Source organism: Bacillus cereus group sp. BfR-BA-01492 (genome assembly GCF_022662815.1).
GTDB lineage: Bacteria > Bacillota > Bacilli > Bacillales > Bacillaceae_G > Bacillus_A > Bacillus_A cereus_BD.
Window position 1 is genome coordinate 1 of record NZ_JAKUEH010000012.1, and the last position, 17035, is coordinate 17035.

Sequence of the window (17035 nt, forward strand, 5' to 3'; positions counted from 1 at the left end):
AGGTGCTCTACCAAGCTGAGCCACTTCCCGTTAATGGCGCGCCCGAGAGGAGTCGAACCCCTAACCTCTTGATCCGTAGTCAAACGCTCTATCCAATTGAGCTACGGGCGCTTATTTATAATATTTTTTCATCACCATCTCTTGGCGACTTAGTTATCTTACCATAACACATTTTCAATTGCAAGTACTTTTTTATTTTTCTTTGGTGCGGCCGAGAGGACTTGAACCTCCACGGGGTTTCCCCCACTAGGCCCTCAACCTAGCGCGTCTGCCATTCCGCCACGACCGCGTATGCGGGTGAAGGGAGTCGAACCCCCACGCCAAAGGCGCCAGATCCTAAGTCTGGTGCGTCTGCCAATTCCGCCACACCCGCGGAAATAAAAAAGAGTGAGCCATGAAGGACTCGAACCTTCGACCCTCTGATTAAAAGTCAGATGCTCTACCAACTGAGCTAATGGCTCGTAAATGGCTGGGCTAGCTGGATTCGAACCAGCGCATGACGGAGTCAAAGTCCGTTGCCTTACCGCTTGGCTATAGCCCATCAAAATGTTTTTTTGTGACGCAAAGTATTATATCATAGCAACCAATAAAAAACAACTGCTACTAGCAGAAGTTAAAATGGCGGTCCCGACCGGGGTCGAACCGGCGATCTCCTGCGTGACAGGCAGGCATGTTAACCACTACACCACGGGACCATTTAAACTTAATCTACTTATTTCTATATGAAATATGGTGGAGGATGACGGGATCGAACCGCCGACCCCCTGCTTGTAAGGCAGGTGCTCTCCCAGCTGAGCTAATCCTCCAAAAGTGGTGACCCGTACGGGATTCGAACCCGTGTTACCGCCGTGAAAGGGCGGTGTCTTAACCACTTGACCAACGGGCCAATAGAAATGGCAGAGAAGAAGGGATTCGAACCCTCGCGCCGCGTTAGCGACCTACTCCCTTAGCAGGGGAGCCCCTTGAGCCTCTTGGGTACTTCTCTGTATGGCTCCGCAGGTAGGACTCGAACCTACGACCGATCGGTTAACAGCCGATAGCTCTACCACTGAGCTACTGCGGAATAAAGACAATTTGTATCTTATAAAAATTCACGTTGTAAGTCAAGATGTTTTTTACATTTTGTCCAAACGTGACATGTTTATAATATACTGGATTGCTTTTTAACTGTCAAGGCGTTTTTCAATTTGTTTTAATTTCCCCTTACACCTTCCGCACACATATTTTCTTATATTCATTTGACGCCTGCGCACATATTGAAATGAACAATCCGTACATTCATATACATACGTTCTCTCTCCTTTATTTGATACAGGTATTCTCTTACAAAATCGAGGTGCATCTACTTTTTCTAATAGTTGACGAAAGTCACGATCCCTATGCTGATATCCTTTTCCTTCAATATGCAAATGATAATGACATAGTTCATGCTTAATGATTCCAATCAATTCTTCTTCCCCATATAATTTGTAGTAATGATAATTCAGTTCTATATTGTGGCTTTTTAATACATATCGCCCGCCTGTTGTGCGTAATCGCATATTAAATGTCGCTCTATGTAAAAATGGCTTTTCAAAATATCGTAATGATATTTCTTCTACAAGTCTTTGAATTTCTTTGTCATTCACCTTTATTCCTCCTAAACGAAAAATAAATTTACACTTTTCTCGCTTTTGATACATATATTAAATAGTACATATACCCATCCTCATACAAAAGAAAGACCTTCTATAATAATGAAACTTTAATCAGCAGGGGATTTCTTCATCCCCACTGATTATACCTTCACCAATCGGGCTGTTACTGCCCTAAAATAACGGGATAACTAATAGAAGTCTCTTCCCTAAACTCTTATAGGGAGTTTCTAACACGACACATCTATATGCTTTTTCATCTTTGTAAACAAGGAAACTACTTATTTGAGTAGGATAAAACAAGGAGGGATACGCGTGCCCACATGGCTTCGAAAACAAATGCAGCGTGCATATTTTGAAAAAAACCGGTATCAAATTAAACTTTTAAATGAATGCTGGTTTTATTATAGCAACACAAGTCAAAATTCAACTGCACTTCCACGTTCCTAACGAATACTTATTTTTTTATCACGCAAACTACCATAAAGAAAAGAGAGCAATCTTTTCTGCTCTCTTTTCTTTCTTACTCGATAGGCAACATGGATAAAGCTACACGTCCCTTTTTCATATCCACATCGTCTACCCATACCTTTACAATTTGTCCAACCGACACAACATCTAATGGATGCTTTACAAACTGCTTACTTAACTTAGAAATATGTACCAACCCATCTTGCTTCACACCAATATCTATAAAAGCACCGAAATCGACAACGTTTCGAACAGTCCCTTCCAATTCCATACCGCGCTTTAAATCTTCTAGTTTCAAAATACCCTTTTTAAGCAGCGGTTTCGGTAATTCATCACGCAAGTCTCGTTCAGGGCTAATTAAAGCATCTATAATATCCATTAAAGTAGGTTCACCGATATTCGTTTCTGAAGATAATTCCGAAACGTCTACTCCTTCTAAATGTTTTTGTAGTTCTGGTGTTCCTACATCTTGAATTGCTAACCCTATTTTGTTTAATAACAATTCAACATTCTTGTACTGTTCAGGGTGAATACTTGTTCGATCTAATGGGTTTTCCCCTTCTAATATCCGTAAGAAACCGATACATTGTTCATATGTTTTCGCACCTAATCGCGGTATATTCTTAAGCTCTGCACGATTTGTAAATTTCCCATTCTCTTCGCGTTTCACAACAATATTTTTCGCAACTGTTTTTGATAATCCTGATACATATTGTAATAGTGACACCGAAGCTGTATTTACATTCACCCCAACTTGGTTAACAGCTGTTTCCACTACAAATGTTAATGATTCGTTCAATTTCTTTTGCGATACATCATGTTGATATTGCCCAACTCCAACTGATTTTGGATCTATCTTTACCAATTCAGCAAGCGGATCTTGTAAACGACGACCAATTGAAACTGCACTTCTCTCTTCAACTTGTAAATTCGGAAATTCTTCACGTGCTAAGTCAGAAGCTGAATATACACTAGCTCCCGCCTCATTGACAATCATGTAAAATACATCTTGTTTGACATCTTGCAAGACATCCACAATAAATTCTTCTGTTTCCCTTGAAGCTGTTCCATTTCCAATTGCAATCATTTGTACTTCATACTGATTTATAATAGAAAGAACTTTCTGTTTTGCATCATCGTACTTTTTCACAGGTGGATGTGGATAAATGACATCAATATGCAGTACCTTTCCTGTATCATCGACTACTGCCAATTTACAACCTGTTCTATATGCAGGGTCTACCGCCAATACAACTTTCCCCTTCATAGGTGGCTGCAATAATAAGTTACGTAAATTCTCAGCAAAAATATGAATCGCTTGCTCTTCTGCTGCTTCTGTTAATTCCTTACGAATTTCCCTTTCAATCGACGGCTGAATTAAACGTTTATATCCATCTTCAAGCGCTAATTGTACATACATGGCACTTTTTGAAGATTCATCACAAATCACTTTCTTATGTAAAAAACGAATCACTTCTTCTACAGGCGGAACAATAGAAACTTTTAATATCGCTTCTTTTTCACCACGATTTATAGCTAGCACACGATGTGGTACAATTTTTTGGATCGGTTCTTCATAACTGTAATACATCTCATATATGTTCTTTTCATCTTTTTCTTCATCTTTCACAGAAGAAGAAATCATCCCTTTTTTAAAAGTAATATTTCGAATCCAAGTGCGATAGGAAGCGTTATCTGAAATCACTTCGGCAATAATGTCCTGTGCTCCTTGTAATGCGTCCTCTGCTGAGTCCACTTTTTTCTCAGTATTTATAAAAGACTTCGCTTTTAATAGAGGCTCCTCTTTTGAAAATAGCAATAACCATTCCGCTAACGGCTCTAATCCTTTTTCCTTCGCTATCGTTGCTTTTGTTCTTCTCTTTTCTTTATAAGGACGGTATAAGTCCTCTACTTCCTGCAATTTTGTTGCAGCAACAATCTGTTGACGCAACTCTGCTGTCAATTTACCCTTTTCATCGATTAGACGAATCACTTCTTCTTTTCGATCTTCCAGTTGCATGACATACTGCCATCTATCTAAGATTGCCCGAATCTGCACTTCATCTAAAGAACCTGTCCATTCTTTTCGGTAACGAGCAATAAATGGAACTGTGTTACCCTCTTCTGTTAATTGAATCACATGACGAATTTGTTTTTCAGTAAAGCCTAATTCTTTTACTAACATTTTCATTAACACTTGACGATTATCTACCATTTCCATATACAATCGAAACCTCCTCTAATAAAAAAAGTTGCCCCTACAAAGAGCAACTTAAACTGCCGATTTAAAAATCTATTAGTCCTAAACTAATTTGTAAAGCCTCATCTACACGAATCATCATCACTTCATCTAAATGTGTGATTTTGTCCGTTAAGCGTTGCTTATCGATTGTTCGAATCTGCTCGAGCAAGATCACAGAATCCCTCTCAAATCCGTACTTCTTCGCATCAATCTCCACATGCGTGGGCAATTTTGCTTTCTGAATCTGTGCAGTAATCGCTGCTACAATCACAGTCGGACTAAAACGATTTCCGATGTCATTTTGAATGACAAGAACCGGACGAACGCCTCCTTGCTCAGAACCAACAACTGGGGAAAGGTCTGCAAAATACACGTCGCCGCGTTTTACAATCAAAATATTACCCCCCGCTTACTAAGCGTTCTACTGTATGAGCTGCTTCATACTCTGCTAAGAAAGCTTCAGATGCAATACCAAGATTAATTTTTCCCATTTCAATGTACCCACGTCGCATTGATTCATGTTGGTAGCGTTTTTTCGTCTTATGTTGACGCAATAACAGTTGTGTTGCCTGGCAAATTAGTTCATGGCGATTCTTATTCTCTTGTTTTCCAATCCCGTCCAATTCCGTCACCATTTGCTTTGGCAACCGAACCACGATTTCAGTAGTTACACTTGATTCGGACACAAAAATACACCTCCACCGTCAACTACACACTCAAATATATATGACACCTATTGTAATAATACCATTGTATGGAGCCTGTTGCAAAGACTTCCTTATTCCTTGCTTATGTTTTCCTATTCACAAACAAAACATTCATTCTCTTTTATTTTTTCCTTTTCTAATTTCAACATCATATAATACCTTTATGCCTACGAGCTCATCTTAAATACTTCTTTTATATATCATTCAAATAGTTGATTACTTCTACTACTTTCCCATTTCGAATGAATATACGTGGTACACGAAAACTAATCGTTGTTATAATCTCATAATGAATCGTATTTGTGTACTCCGCAACGTCTGCTGCACGAATATATTCACTCCCTTGTTTGCCAATAAGTGTGACTTTTGTACCAAGAGGAACTTTACAAGGAAGACGTAACATCAACTGGTCCATTGTAACTCTACCTACAATCGGAACTCGCTTTCCATTTACAAGCACTTTAAATCCTTGTAATCTTCTAAGCCAGCCATCCGCATAACCAATCGGTATAGTAGCAATCCACTCCTCCGTCCTCGTCCGGTACGTAACACCATAGCTAACCCCATCTCCTTTCATAACTTGCTTTATATGCGCAATAGTTGAATGAAGAGAAAGGGCAGGTTCTAATTTTATTGGTAAAAAAGGGCTTATTTCCATAGATGGTGTTAACCCATACATTGCAATTCCAATCCGAACAGCATTAAATGTAATTCCATGGAATCGCAAAGTAGCTGCACTATTTGCTGTATGAACAAGCTTTGGACTGACGCCAAGCTTTTCCAACCAACTCATTTGCTTTAAAAATGTATTGTATTGTTTGTCAAAGTACGATGTCTCTACTTCGTCCGCTGTTGCAAAATGTGTATAAACTCCTTCAAACTCTAGAAATGGAGCATTTTCTAAACTTCGTAAAAACCTTTCTAATTCCCCGTACTCACGAATTCCAATTCGCCCCATACCACTATCAAAGTTAAGATGAAATTTCATTGGAACTGGACTATTCCAAAGTTTTATCGCTTCTTCCACCCATTCTTTTTGAAACACAGTTAATGTAACATCATGTTCCGCAGCTACATTTACATCACGTGGCGCTGAGGGACCTAATACTAAAATAGGTGCTGTAATACCTGCACGCCGAAGGATCAAAGCTTCATCTAAAAACGCAACTGCCAATCTTGTCGCTCCGGCCTCTAGTGCCGTTTTGGCTACTGGTACATAGTCATGTCCATACGCATTCCCTTTTACTACAGCAAAAATCTCTACATCATCTCGGATTAATTCTTTCATGCGCATAACATTGTTATAAATTGCATCCAAGTCTACTTCAACCCACGTATCACGGTAAAACGATAATTCTTCCATAAAAAAACACACTTCCTTATATAAGATATACGAAGCTTATTCTTTTATATGCAACTTTTCATGAAATCCATTCCTTGAAGCAAGAAAAAGACGTGGTGTATATATCACCACGTCTAAAAAAGGTCATTTCACCTGCTTTTCTGTAACAGAACGAGCAACCATTAACAACTCTTCTTGTTTTAAACCTTTAGACACAAGCATATATTCCACTCCGTTATGAGACCATGTTAAAGAGTCCTTTGTTAACGCGCCAATTGTAAAGCCTAGGTCAACTAACTCTCCACTTACATGAATTGGCGACGAAGCCTCCGCAACTTTTGCCTTTTCTTGTATTAAAGTAAAGGATTTCTTATCTCCAGTGTATGTGAGAATCGCACGCTTGCCACTGTCTGTCTTTAACTCTTTCTCTTCTTTTAAAACAACACCTTGTGGGGTATCGCGCGGATATAAAATAGCAAATGACTTATCTTCTTTCACGGTTGTTTGTACATCCATTTGTGCTCTTGACATATTTTGTTTCATATCAAAAGCACCTTTATCAAATTTCGCATCAAATTTCACCTTTGAGAAGTCGACTTTCACAAGAACATTTTGATCGTTATCCATTAGTTTTACTGAAACAGGTGTTAAATCACTCTTATTCAATTTTATTTCCTGCTGCGGCAACATGTTTTGATGATGATAATTCGTTTTTGTCTTAAATACATAGTATTTATCGGTCTTTTTAAATGAGAGATTCTTCTTATCCTTTAAGATGTCTCTTACAAGCGACTCATATAAATAAGCTTGACTACTATTTTGTGGCCAATCACTTTGGAAGCGAAAACTTTTATTAAGAGATGGTGTTAACACAAATACACCTTCATTATTTCTTAAAATAATTTGACTTTGATCTTTCTTCGCATTTTTCAAATTCACACGATAATAAGCAGGCTCTTTGTGCCAAACTTCTACTTTGTACTCTTGCGGTTCATTCCCTGTCTTAATAGACAATGTCGCTTCAGCCTGGTAGCTCTTCATCCCTTTCACTTTCGCTTCTAAATCCCGCACGACATCTTCCTGTTTCTTCTCCATGCAACCCGCTAGCACAAAAACGGTCAATAAACCGACAATCACTAAAAATAGCTGCCTTTTCATCATTTCAGCCCCTTTGCCCCATAAATAAATGGAAGATATTTCTTCCCTATCGCTACCTCAAATATATGAGACAAAGTTTCAAAATATGCAGACTAGCATGACGAGCTTTCTAAAACAACTTGAGCAACTGCGAATTCTCTACTATGGCTAATTGATAGATGGACAATATATTCCGTATTTGTGAAAAGTACTGGTTTCCCTTTTGGATCATTTTTTATTTCAATATCTAAAAAACTCACTTCTTTTCCAATACCCGTTCCAATAGCTTTAGAATACGCCTCTTTTGCTGCAAATCTTCCGGCTACAAATTCTACAAGACGCTTCCCCTTTAACTTAGCAGCGACGTCGCGTTCTGTTTCAGTCAAAATTCGTTCCATAAAATGCAATTTTCCATTTATCATCTTTTCAATTCGATTTAACTCAATAATGTCTATCCCAATACCTAGAATCATTCTAACAATCCCCTTCTTCTATTTCTCTCTCTTCATTCATATTGTAAGAATAACAGAGAATCTTTTCGATGCAAAAGGTGGGATTATAAAATGCCAAGGATATTGCCATATATACGAATCAGTTCACAACCCGTCACCTTCTCTTTACTCTTCTTACAAGTTCTTATGATGCTATTAGGACATTTTTTCTTCTCTACTTTAGCCGCCTACAATGAATCCATATCAAAAGGAGAATGGTGGCGATTTATAACTTCCCTTTTTCTTCACGTCGACTTCCAGCATTTTCTTTCAAATATGATTTGTTTACTTATTCTCGGCCTTTCAATTGAAAAATACTTAGGCAGTATCGCTTTTTCTATTATTTTTTTCACCACTGGTATTAGCGGTAATATTCTCTCTTACCTCGTTATGTCCCTTACATATACCCATGCCGGGGCATCAGGTAGCATATTCGGTCTACTCGGCGTACAACTTTTCATTTTTTACAGCCGCTATCGTGATATAAATGGAAAGGAACTCATGTTATTTTTTTCAATTCTATTTATCCTTCTTCTCTTTACTTTCTTTCATTCTTCTTCCAATCCTATCAGCCATTTAACCGGCCTCTTAATCGGGGGTATTGGGGCACCTTTTTTACAAAATAAACATTGATGTAGAACTTATAAGATGGAAAAGCTCTCACTATAGCATCATATATGCACAAAAAGAGGATGATTCAAAAATCACCCTCTTTTTATTAAGCTTGTGGCTTACGGCTATGATGTTTTCTTTCGCCGCGTCCATTTGAAGATCCAGAGCGGCCTTCGCCTTTACGACCACGGTTGCGATTACCGTCACGATTGCGATCGCGATTACGTCCATCACGGTCACGACTACGGTTACGGTTACCATCACGGTATCCACCGCTTCGTTTCTTAGAACCACGCGAAACTACAGGCGGTTCTGATGTTAAAGAGATTGGCGTTGTATCCGGCTCTTTTGTCATCATTTTTAAAGCAGCTGCTACAACCGCTACAGAATCATTTTCTTCTAACATTTCTTCTGCAATACGCTTGTAGTATGATAAATTATCATTTTCAATTGTGCTTTGTAGTTTTTCCGCAATGAGACGTTGTTGTCCTTCTAATGCTTCATCAAGCGTTGGTGCTTTCATACGATCCATTTTACGCTTTGTTGTACGCTCGATATTTTTCAATTGTCCCATTTCACGCGGTGTTACAAATAACATCGCAAGACCTGTTTTACCAGCACGTCCCGTACGGCCAATACGGTGAACGTATGATTCTGGATCTTGTGGAATATCGAAGTTGTATACGTGCGTTACACCTGAAATATCAAGACCACGTGCTGCTACATCTGTTGCAACAAGAACTTCAATAGAACCTTCTTTAAATTTACGAAGTACAGACATACGTTTCGCTTGTGTTAAATCACCATGAATACCTTCCGCTGCATAACCACGTAAGTTTAATGCTTCTGATAATTCATCAACACGGCGCTTTGTACGACCGAATACGATTGCAAGTTCTGGAGATTGAATATCTAATAAACGTGTTAATACGTCAAATTTTTTCTTTTCTTGTACTTCTAAATAGAACTGCTGGATATTTGGCATTGTTACTTCTTTTGCTTTTACTTTAATATGCTGAGGCTCAGTCATGAAACGTTCAGCAATGCGACGAATTGGCTCTGGCATTGTCGCTGAGAATAATAGCGTTTGATGCGTTTCTGGCACATCTGTTAAAATCGCCTCAATATCTTCAATAAAGCCCATGTTTAGCATTTCATCCGCTTCATCAAGAACAACTGTTTCTACATTTTGTAAACGAAGTGTTTTACGATTGATATGATCTAAAATACGTCCTGGCGTACCAACAATAATGTGTGGACGTTTTTTTAGTGCACGAATTTGACGGTTAATATCTTGGCCACCATAGATTGGTAAAATACGAACGCGCTTATGTTGACCAATTTTGTAAAGTTCTTCACCTACTTGAATTGCTAATTCACGTGTTGGTGCGATAACAATCCCTTGAACCATTTCTTTATTTGTATCCACTTTTTCTAATAGTGGTAATCCGAATGCAGCTGTTTTCCCTGTACCTGTTTGCGCTTGCCCAATAATGTCTTTACCTTGCAATGCATGTGGAATTGTTTCAGCTTGAATTGGCGTAGCCTCTTCAAAGCCCATTTTTTCAACAGATTGCAGTAAAGAATCGCTTAATCCTAATTCTCGAAATGTTGTCAATGTTACTTCTCCTTTTCTTATCCTAGTACTTATCATTTAAAAAAAGGCTTTTTCCGTGTTTGCGGAAAAGCCCTTTTCCTGAATGCTCACGTATATAAACGGGCGTATATTCGTCACGAAAATACTTCTAAACGTTATTACACTTTATCAATTATAAGTTTTGTATGTGTAAAAAGCAAACCCCAACTGTTACCTTATTTCATAATATAGGGCTTTTTTCTTCACTTTCTCTTTTTAATCTTCACTGTAAGCGCTTATTATAAGTTTCCGCTATTTTCGTGATGAACATTCCTATTTATATACACCAATTATTTCAACATTGTAATGATTTCTTCCATTTTCATACCACGAGATGCTTTCACCAACACTACGTCTTCCATATTTACGACAGCTTTTAGATCTTTTACTAATTCTTCCTTATTATCATACGCCTTCACACGTTCATTTGGAAAATTAATTTTTGCTCCTTCAGCAATTTGAGCCCCTAATCTACCATATGTGAATACATAAGAAATTCGTGCAGGATCAATGAGCTTACCTACCTCATAATGAAATTGTACTTCTTGATCTCCAAGTTCTAACATATCACCAAGAACAACAATCTTTTTAGCAAATCCATCTAAACCGTTCATTAAATGAAAAGCAGCTTCCATTGCAGTTGGACTTGCATTGTACGCGTCATTAATAATTGTTAATCCGCTATTTGTTTTTACAACTTCCATACGCATTCCTGTCATTTGAAGCGTCACTAGACCTTGTTTCATTTCTTCCCATGTCACACCAAAGTATTTCGCAATTGCCATTGATGCAAGTGCATTATATACATTATGCTTCCCAAGAACGGGCAAATAGAACAATACATTTTCATCTCGGTTCATTGTAAAATGCGTTCCAGTTGCTTGTAATGTCACAGAAGTTGGAAAATAATCATTCGCTCTAGCATCGCCAAATGTAATCGTATCTACCGCTAAATTCATTTTCGGTACACGATTTGTTAATAAAGGCTCATCCCCGTTATATACAAATACTCCACCTTCTTGTAATCCAGTAACAATCTCAAGCTTCGCTTCTGCAATTGCATCTCGAGAGCCTAAATCCATCAAATGAGCTTCTCCAATGTTTGTAATAATCGCTGCATTCGGACGAGCTAGCTTAGATAAAAATTCAATTTCTCCTCTACTAGACATTCCCATTTCTAAAACAGCAATTTCTGTATCCTCTTCCAAATTCAAAATCGTAAGAGGTAGGCCAATATGATTGTTAAAATTACCTTCTGTTTTTTGGACTTTAAATTTAGTCGCAAGAAGACTTGTCACAATATCTTTTGTAGATGTCTTACCATTACTTCCTGTTACCCCAATAACTTTTACATTCAATTGATCACGATAGTTTTTAGCTAACATTTGCAATGCTTCCAATGTATCTTCTACAAAGATAACTGGCATATTCGTCGGTGGATTTTGTACATCTCTTTTCCAAAGTGTAGCTACAGCACCGCTCTCTATCGCTTTCTCTACAAATGAATGACCATCGAAACGTTCACCTTGAATCGGCACATATACATTCCCTTTTTCAATTTTCCGTGTATCAATTGAAACACCTTGCGCAGTCATATCAAAATATTTCTCTGCTAAGCCTGTTCCATTTACCATTTGCTCGATTTGCTTTAACGTTCGTTTTATCATATGAAACACTCCTTACATAGCGGAAGCACTATTCTTATGAATAGTGCCTCCTCCTTTTTTGTTAGATTGTATATTTAATTTTTTGTTTTTCCTTGTGACGCTCAATTGCTAAACGAATTAATTCTTCAATTAACTCCGGATATGGCAATCCCGTATGTTGCCATAATAATGGGAACATACTAAATGGTGTAAATCCTGGCATTGTATTTACTTCATTAATATAAACTTCGCCATCTTTTGTTAAGAAGAAGTCAGCTCTCGTTAAGCCCGCACCATCTAAAGCTTGGAATGCCCGAATCGCATCTCGCTGAATTGTAGCTGTTTCTTCTTCTGTAATTTCAGCAGGGATAATTAATGCTGTATCACCATCAATATATTTTGATTTATAATCATAGAATTCTTTCTTAGGTACAATCTCACCTACAACAGAACATTTCGGATCATCATTTCCTAAAACGCCCACTTCCACTTCACGACCGATAATATTTTCTTCTACAATAATTTTACGGTCAAATTGGAACGCTTCCTCAAATGCTTTCTCTAATTCTTCACGATCTTTACATTTATTAATACCAACGCTTGATCCAAGGTTTGCTGGTTTTACAAAGCATGGATATCCTAACGCTTCTTCTACTTTTTCATAAGCTTCTTCACGATTTTTCTCCCATACACTTCGAACGAAAGATGTATATTTTGCTTGGTTTAATCCAGCTTCTGCAAAAATATTTTTCATCACAACTTTATCCATACCAGCAGCTGATGCCAACACGCCATTTCCAACGTATGGTATGTTCATTAATTCTAATAGTCCTTGTACTGTTCCATCTTCACCGTTTGGCCCGTGTAGCAATGGGAAAATAACATCAATTGCTTCCTCTTGCTTAGAAGCAGGTGCAGGGATAATTTCTGTACTTAGTGATACCGGAGAAATTGCATTCACTTCTCCACTCATTTGTAAAGCTTCCACACTTGTTACTTCGCCTTCAATGCGTTCCCCACGCATCCATTGGCCTTGCTCTGTAATATAAATTGGATGAATCTCGAATTTTTCTTGATTTAATGCTTTAATAGCAGCTAGAGCTGTTTGTAATGAAACTTGATGCTCTGCTGATTTTCCACCATATAATAAACCTAATTTAATTTTCGTCAATGAAATCACCCTAACCAATTGTTTTCATTTTTCTATTTTAGCACTTTTTATAAAAATAGGTAGTTCTATTTGAAATAAAATGAAACTTCCACAAACAACAGAAAAGCACCGTTTATTGGTTTCTCTATTGGAAGTATATAATTTTCTTGATGATCTAGAAAAACGTCCTTTAAAGTAAGATTATGAAAGCATCTAGTTATGTACCTAAAATATGAAAAACTCATCCCTTTTGTGTATGTCACCTATTCATTATAAAGATTGCTTTACTACATTTTCCTTTTGCTTCTTTTCAACAAGATAATCTAATGATATGTATACAAGACCTGCTACTATACACCCTATCCCTAAAATTGTAAATAATAAGTGTCCTAATAAACGGTCAAGTAACACACCTCCTAAAAGAGGGCCAAACGCATTCCCTGTAATCCATTGTAAACTTGCCACACCCATATATGTCCCGCGTAAATGTTCCGGTGCCAAATTAGCAACAAATGTCATTTGTACAGGGGACATAATCATCTCTCCTAATGTGTATATAGCATATATAATTAGCAATGTGATGAAGAGAACTGTGGCATTGGCTCCAAAGCTGCCAAACCACTTTGGTACCCATCCTATAAAAAACAAACCAAATCCAAATAACCACGCACCATATAACATCGTCTTCCCAACTGGCTTATCTGTTGCCCATTTAGAAATTTGAAATTGAAATAAAACAACTAACAGACCATTTAAAGCCATTAAATATGGATACGGATTATTTTTCCCAAATATATCTTTCATTTCATTATCAAAATGAAGCGGGAGCATTCCCTCCGTTTGAGAAAATCCCATTGAAATAATAATTCCTGCCAATAAATAAATCATTAAAACTCTATCTTTTAAAACAACTTTCCAAACAGAACCTCTTTGCTTACTTTCACTCTTTACCTGACCAACCTGAGCTTTCGGCATTGTTTCACGAATTAATATGAAGACAAGCAATGTATAAAACAACATAGTAGATGCTGCAATAATAAACACAAGGTCTTTTGATAGTACAACGACCAATGACCCTAGAATCGGTCCAATTGCTGCACCAATATTATGTCCCATCCGCAATAAACCATATGCTTCTGTTCTTTTTTCAGGTGCAGTAACATCAGCTACCATCGCAGATGCCGCTGGATGAAATAACGAGTTACTAAATCCTAAAAGAGTAGATAATATAGCGTAAGGAATAAATCCTTCTATAAATAAAAAGCCGAGCATCAAGAGCGCATTACTAGCCATCGAAAAAATCATAATAGGCTTTCTTCCATATATATCAGCAATTCTTCCCCCTATAAGAGAACCGACACTCGCTGCGACAGGAGAAAGCGCCATAATAATTCCTACCTGAAATAAGGAATCTACACGATCTTTTAAGTACAATGCAAAAAACGGCATCAACATCATCATCGCAATTCCATTTAACGTTTCTCCTATAAATCGAATCCATACATTACGATCCATCCCTCTCAATTCACGCCATGTTTCCTTCATATTTTTCCCCCTTTATTTAGCCATTTATTATGTTATAACAATTACAGAAAAATGTAAATTTTCAAAATAAAAATTCCGTTATTATGAAAAACACATGTCGCTCACCATTTCCTACATCGTATGTAGCGCATAAATATTACAACATTACATCTCAACTAATCAAAAGGAAACAAACATTATATCTATATATCTTTTTTTGGTTATTTTTGCTATTCTATACATTGTCGATTCCAAAAAGAAAAAGCATGTTCATTTTTTGAACATGCTTTTTCTTCTATTTAACTGTATATGAATTTTCTTCAATCCAACTATACATATACTTTTCATCTTCCATTTCATGAGCTTGTTTTACAATGCGCAATGGACGGAATGTATCAATCATAACCGCTAATTCAATTGTTTCCTTTTTCCCTAAACTCGCTTCTGTTTTTCCCGGATGCGGTCCATGAGGAATTCCACTTGGATGGAGTGTAATAGACCCCTCTTCTACACCCTTCCTACTCATAAAGTTTCCTTCTACATAATACAGAACCTCATCACTATTCACGTTACTATGATAATACGGTGCTGGAATAGCCTTAGGATGGTAATCATATAAACGAGGTACAAAAGAACAAATAACAAAGTTATGCCCTTCAAATGTTTGATGAACTGGTGGTGGTTGATGAATGCGGCCTGTAATAGGTTCAAAATCCTCAATATTAAAGACCCATGGATATAAATATCCGTCCCAACCAACGACATCTAACGGATGATGACCTAAAACATGCTTATGCATAGATCCACGTGATTTTGTCATAACGACAAATTCACCCTTTTCATCATATGTCTCCAGTTTCTCTGGACCGCGAATATCTCTCTCGCAGAAAGGACTATGTTCTAATAACTGACCATACTCATTCCGATAACGACGCGGTGTTGTAATTTGACTATTCGCCTCTACAACAAGAAACTTAGATTCACCTTCGTCTGGAATTATTCGATATATTGTACCGATTGGAATCGTTATATAATCTCCTTTTCGATAATGAATCGTTCCAAACATCGTTTCGATTTTTCCAGTTCCATGATGGATAAATAACATCTCATCTCCATCACCATTACGGTAAAAATAATCCATTTTTTCCGTCGGATGTACGACGCCAATTAATAAATCTTCATTTCCTAATATAAAGTTCCTCCCACTTATTGCATCGCCTTTCTTTTGATTCTCCTTCGTACGAAAATGACGATGCGAAAGCGCCCCCTCTTCTTCATACTGTAATTGACAAGAATACGCTAATGTAGCGTGCTCTACTTCCGTCGGCATATAGTGATGATATAAAATGGATTGTGTTCCCGAAAAACCTTTTGTTCCCATTACTTGTTCACGGTAAAGTGATCCATCTTTTTTACGAAATTGTACATGTCTTTTATGGGGAAGTTCTCCCATGTGACGATAATACATGGTCATCACCTGCTTTCGTTTCTTTTTTAACTATATTACGCAGTGTACCTAATCCTGTAATTTCAAGTTCTACCACATCGCCATCTTGTAGCCACTGCTCCGTCCCTAATTCTAAAATGCATCCAGTCCCTACTGTTCCAGAACCTATTACATCTCCAGGGTATAACGTAACATTTTCAGAGGCACGTTCAATCATTTCTGCAAACGTATAATAAATATCTTGAAAATTCCCTTTGGATAAGAGATTTCCATTTACACGGGCGGTCATTTCCAAGTTATAACGATCCTGTAATCGATATGTGTCCAGCTCATCTTTTGTAACAAGATAAGCACCTAATGAAGTGGCAAAATCTTTTCCTTTTGCTGGTCCAAGCCCAACTTTCATCTCTTTTGCTTGTAAATCCCTTGCACTCCAATCATTCATAATACAATAACCAAAAATATACTCTTCCGCTTGTTCACGTGGAATATCTCTACCTTCTTTCCCTATAACACAAGCAATTTCTAATTCATAATCAAGCTTTTTAGTATTCTTCGGTCCAATGACAACATGTTCTGGACCAATTACAGCACGGTGATTCGTAAAATAAAAAACCGCAATATCATACCATTCAGGAACGACATCTAAACCGCGACGCCCACGAGCTGTTTTGACATGCTGTTCAAATGCATAGAAATCGCGTATACTGCTCGGATTCGGAAGTGCAGCACAAAGTTTTACATGTTCTAACGGGTATATACCACTTGTCGGCTTTTGAATACGACGTACAATCTCTAAGTGCTCATCAGCTTTCTCTAAAAAAGCCAGCATTGTAGAAGGAAGTACGCCACCACTTGCTATATTCATATCAATCACTTGATCGCCTTCTAACCACCCTGCTCGCATCTCTTGTGAAGGAAGACGAAACGTAACAAATTTCATCAATACTCCTCCTTGCTTATCATCAAATAACGTATCCACCAGCAGCCCGATTT

At 37.7% G+C, this 17035-nt stretch carries 15 protein-coding genes and 10 tRNA genes; 2 read left to right on the plus strand and 23 right to left on the minus strand.

Annotated features, from left to right (window positions below):
- Positions 1-34: 34 nt before the first annotated feature.
- The 11 genes from MR063_RS14985 to MR063_RS15035 all read right to left on the minus strand — a co-directional run bounded on the left by MR063_RS14985 (position 35) and on the right by MR063_RS15035 (position 1628).
- Positions 35-111, minus strand: a tRNA-Arg gene (locus MR063_RS14985).
- A gap of 92 nt (positions 112-203) precedes the next feature.
- Positions 204-289, minus strand: a tRNA-Leu gene (locus MR063_RS14990).
- Between the two features lie 3 nt (positions 290-292).
- Positions 293-373: transfer RNA gene (locus MR063_RS14995), tRNA-Leu, on the minus strand.
- A gap of 15 nt (positions 374-388) precedes the next feature.
- Positions 389-461, minus strand: a tRNA-Lys gene (locus MR063_RS15000).
- Between the two features lie 5 nt (positions 462-466).
- Positions 467-541 (minus strand) — tRNA-Gln (locus tag MR063_RS15005).
- Between the two features lie 78 nt (positions 542-619).
- Positions 620-695 (minus strand) — tRNA-Asp (locus MR063_RS15010).
- A gap of 35 nt (positions 696-730) precedes the next feature.
- Positions 731-806 (minus strand) — tRNA-Val (locus MR063_RS15015).
- A 5-nt stretch (positions 807-811) separates the two neighbouring features.
- A tRNA-Glu gene (locus MR063_RS15020) sits at positions 812-886 on the minus strand.
- 8 nt (positions 887-894) lie between these two features.
- Positions 895-985: transfer RNA gene (locus MR063_RS15025), tRNA-Ser, on the minus strand.
- 3 nt (positions 986-988) lie between these two features.
- Positions 989-1063, minus strand: a tRNA-Asn gene (locus tag MR063_RS15030).
- Positions 1064-1163: 100 nt separating this feature from the next.
- Positions 1164-1628: a SprT family protein gene (locus MR063_RS15035; RefSeq protein ID WP_242199027.1), complete on the minus strand. Its 465-nt coding sequence runs from the start codon at positions 1626-1628 to the stop codon at positions 1164-1166.
- Between the two features lie 321 nt (positions 1629-1949).
- On the opposite strand from MR063_RS15035, the gene cmpA reads away from it, so the two are divergent.
- Positions 1950-2084: a cortex morphogenetic protein CmpA gene (gene cmpA / locus MR063_RS15040; RefSeq protein WP_087094358.1), complete on the plus strand. Its 135-nt coding sequence runs from the start codon at positions 1950-1952 to the stop codon at positions 2082-2084.
- A 73-nt stretch (positions 2085-2157) separates the two neighbouring features.
- Here cmpA and MR063_RS15045 read toward each other — a convergent pair whose 3' ends face one another.
- From MR063_RS15045 to acpS, 6 genes are all read right to left on the minus strand, one after another.
- Entirely contained in the window at positions 2158-4326 is a 2169-nt protein-coding gene (locus MR063_RS15045) for a Tex family protein (RefSeq protein WP_242199029.1), read from the minus strand.
- A gap of 64 nt (positions 4327-4390) precedes the next feature.
- Positions 4391-4741, minus strand: coding sequence for a type II toxin-antitoxin system endoribonuclease NdoA (gene ndoA / locus MR063_RS15050; protein ID WP_000635963.1), 351 nt, complete (start codon positions 4739-4741; stop codon positions 4391-4393).
- Between the two features lie 4 nt (positions 4742-4745).
- Positions 4746-5033 carry an antitoxin EndoAI gene (locus MR063_RS15055; protein WP_000004570.1) on the minus strand — a complete coding sequence of 96 codons (288 nt, stop codon included), beginning with the start codon at positions 5031-5033 and terminating at the stop codon, positions 4746-4748.
- A gap of 214 nt (positions 5034-5247) precedes the next feature.
- Complete coding sequence (alr, locus tag MR063_RS15060) at positions 5248-6417, minus strand: alanine racemase (protein WP_242199031.1); 1170 nt, start codon at positions 6415-6417, stop codon at positions 5248-5250.
- A gap of 123 nt (positions 6418-6540) precedes the next feature.
- Complete coding sequence (locus MR063_RS15065; protein ID WP_242145818.1) at positions 6541-7491, minus strand: LolA family protein; 951 nt, start codon at positions 7489-7491, stop codon at positions 6541-6543.
- A 155-nt stretch (positions 7492-7646) separates the two neighbouring features.
- Entirely contained in the window at positions 7647-8006 is a 360-nt protein-coding gene (acpS, locus tag MR063_RS15070) for a holo-ACP synthase (protein WP_242199033.1), read from the minus strand.
- A 90-nt stretch (positions 8007-8096) separates the two neighbouring features.
- Here acpS and MR063_RS15075 point away from each other — a divergent pair, with 90 nt between their 5' ends.
- Positions 8097-8657 carry a rhomboid family intramembrane serine protease gene (locus MR063_RS15075; protein ID WP_242199035.1) on the plus strand — a complete coding sequence of 187 codons (561 nt, stop codon included), beginning with the start codon at positions 8097-8099 and terminating at the stop codon, positions 8655-8657.
- An 85-nt stretch (positions 8658-8742) separates the two neighbouring features.
- Here MR063_RS15075 and cshA read toward each other — a convergent pair whose 3' ends face one another.
- The 6 genes from cshA to MR063_RS15105 all read right to left on the minus strand — a co-directional run bounded on the left by cshA (position 8743) and on the right by MR063_RS15105 (position 16982).
- On the minus strand, positions 8743-10254 hold the full coding sequence (gene cshA, locus MR063_RS15080) for a degradosome RNA helicase CshA (RefSeq protein WP_277927886.1): 1512 nt from the start codon (positions 10252-10254) through the stop codon (positions 8743-8745).
- Between the two features lie 308 nt (positions 10255-10562).
- Positions 10563-11939: a UDP-N-acetylmuramoyl-tripeptide--D-alanyl-D-alanine ligase gene (locus tag MR063_RS15085; RefSeq protein ID WP_242199040.1), complete on the minus strand. Its 1377-nt coding sequence runs from the start codon at positions 11937-11939 to the stop codon at positions 10563-10565.
- A gap of 61 nt (positions 11940-12000) precedes the next feature.
- Complete coding sequence (locus MR063_RS15090; RefSeq protein WP_242199043.1) at positions 12001-13089, minus strand: D-alanine--D-alanine ligase; 1089 nt, start codon at positions 13087-13089, stop codon at positions 12001-12003.
- A 249-nt stretch (positions 13090-13338) separates the two neighbouring features.
- Positions 13339-14613 carry an MDR family MFS transporter gene (locus MR063_RS15095; protein ID WP_242199046.1) on the minus strand — a complete coding sequence of 425 codons (1275 nt, stop codon included), beginning with the start codon at positions 14611-14613 and terminating at the stop codon, positions 13339-13341.
- Positions 14614-14887: 274 nt separating this feature from the next.
- Complete coding sequence (locus MR063_RS15100) at positions 14888-16060, minus strand: homogentisate 1,2-dioxygenase (RefSeq protein WP_242199048.1); 1173 nt, start codon at positions 16058-16060, stop codon at positions 14888-14890.
- Positions 16026-16982 carry a fumarylacetoacetate hydrolase family protein gene (locus tag MR063_RS15105; protein WP_242199051.1) on the minus strand — a complete coding sequence of 319 codons (957 nt, stop codon included), beginning with the start codon at positions 16980-16982 and terminating at the stop codon, positions 16026-16028. The genes MR063_RS15100 and MR063_RS15105 overlap by 35 nt, the downstream gene beginning before the upstream one ends.
- Positions 16983-17035: the final 53 nt, after the last annotated feature.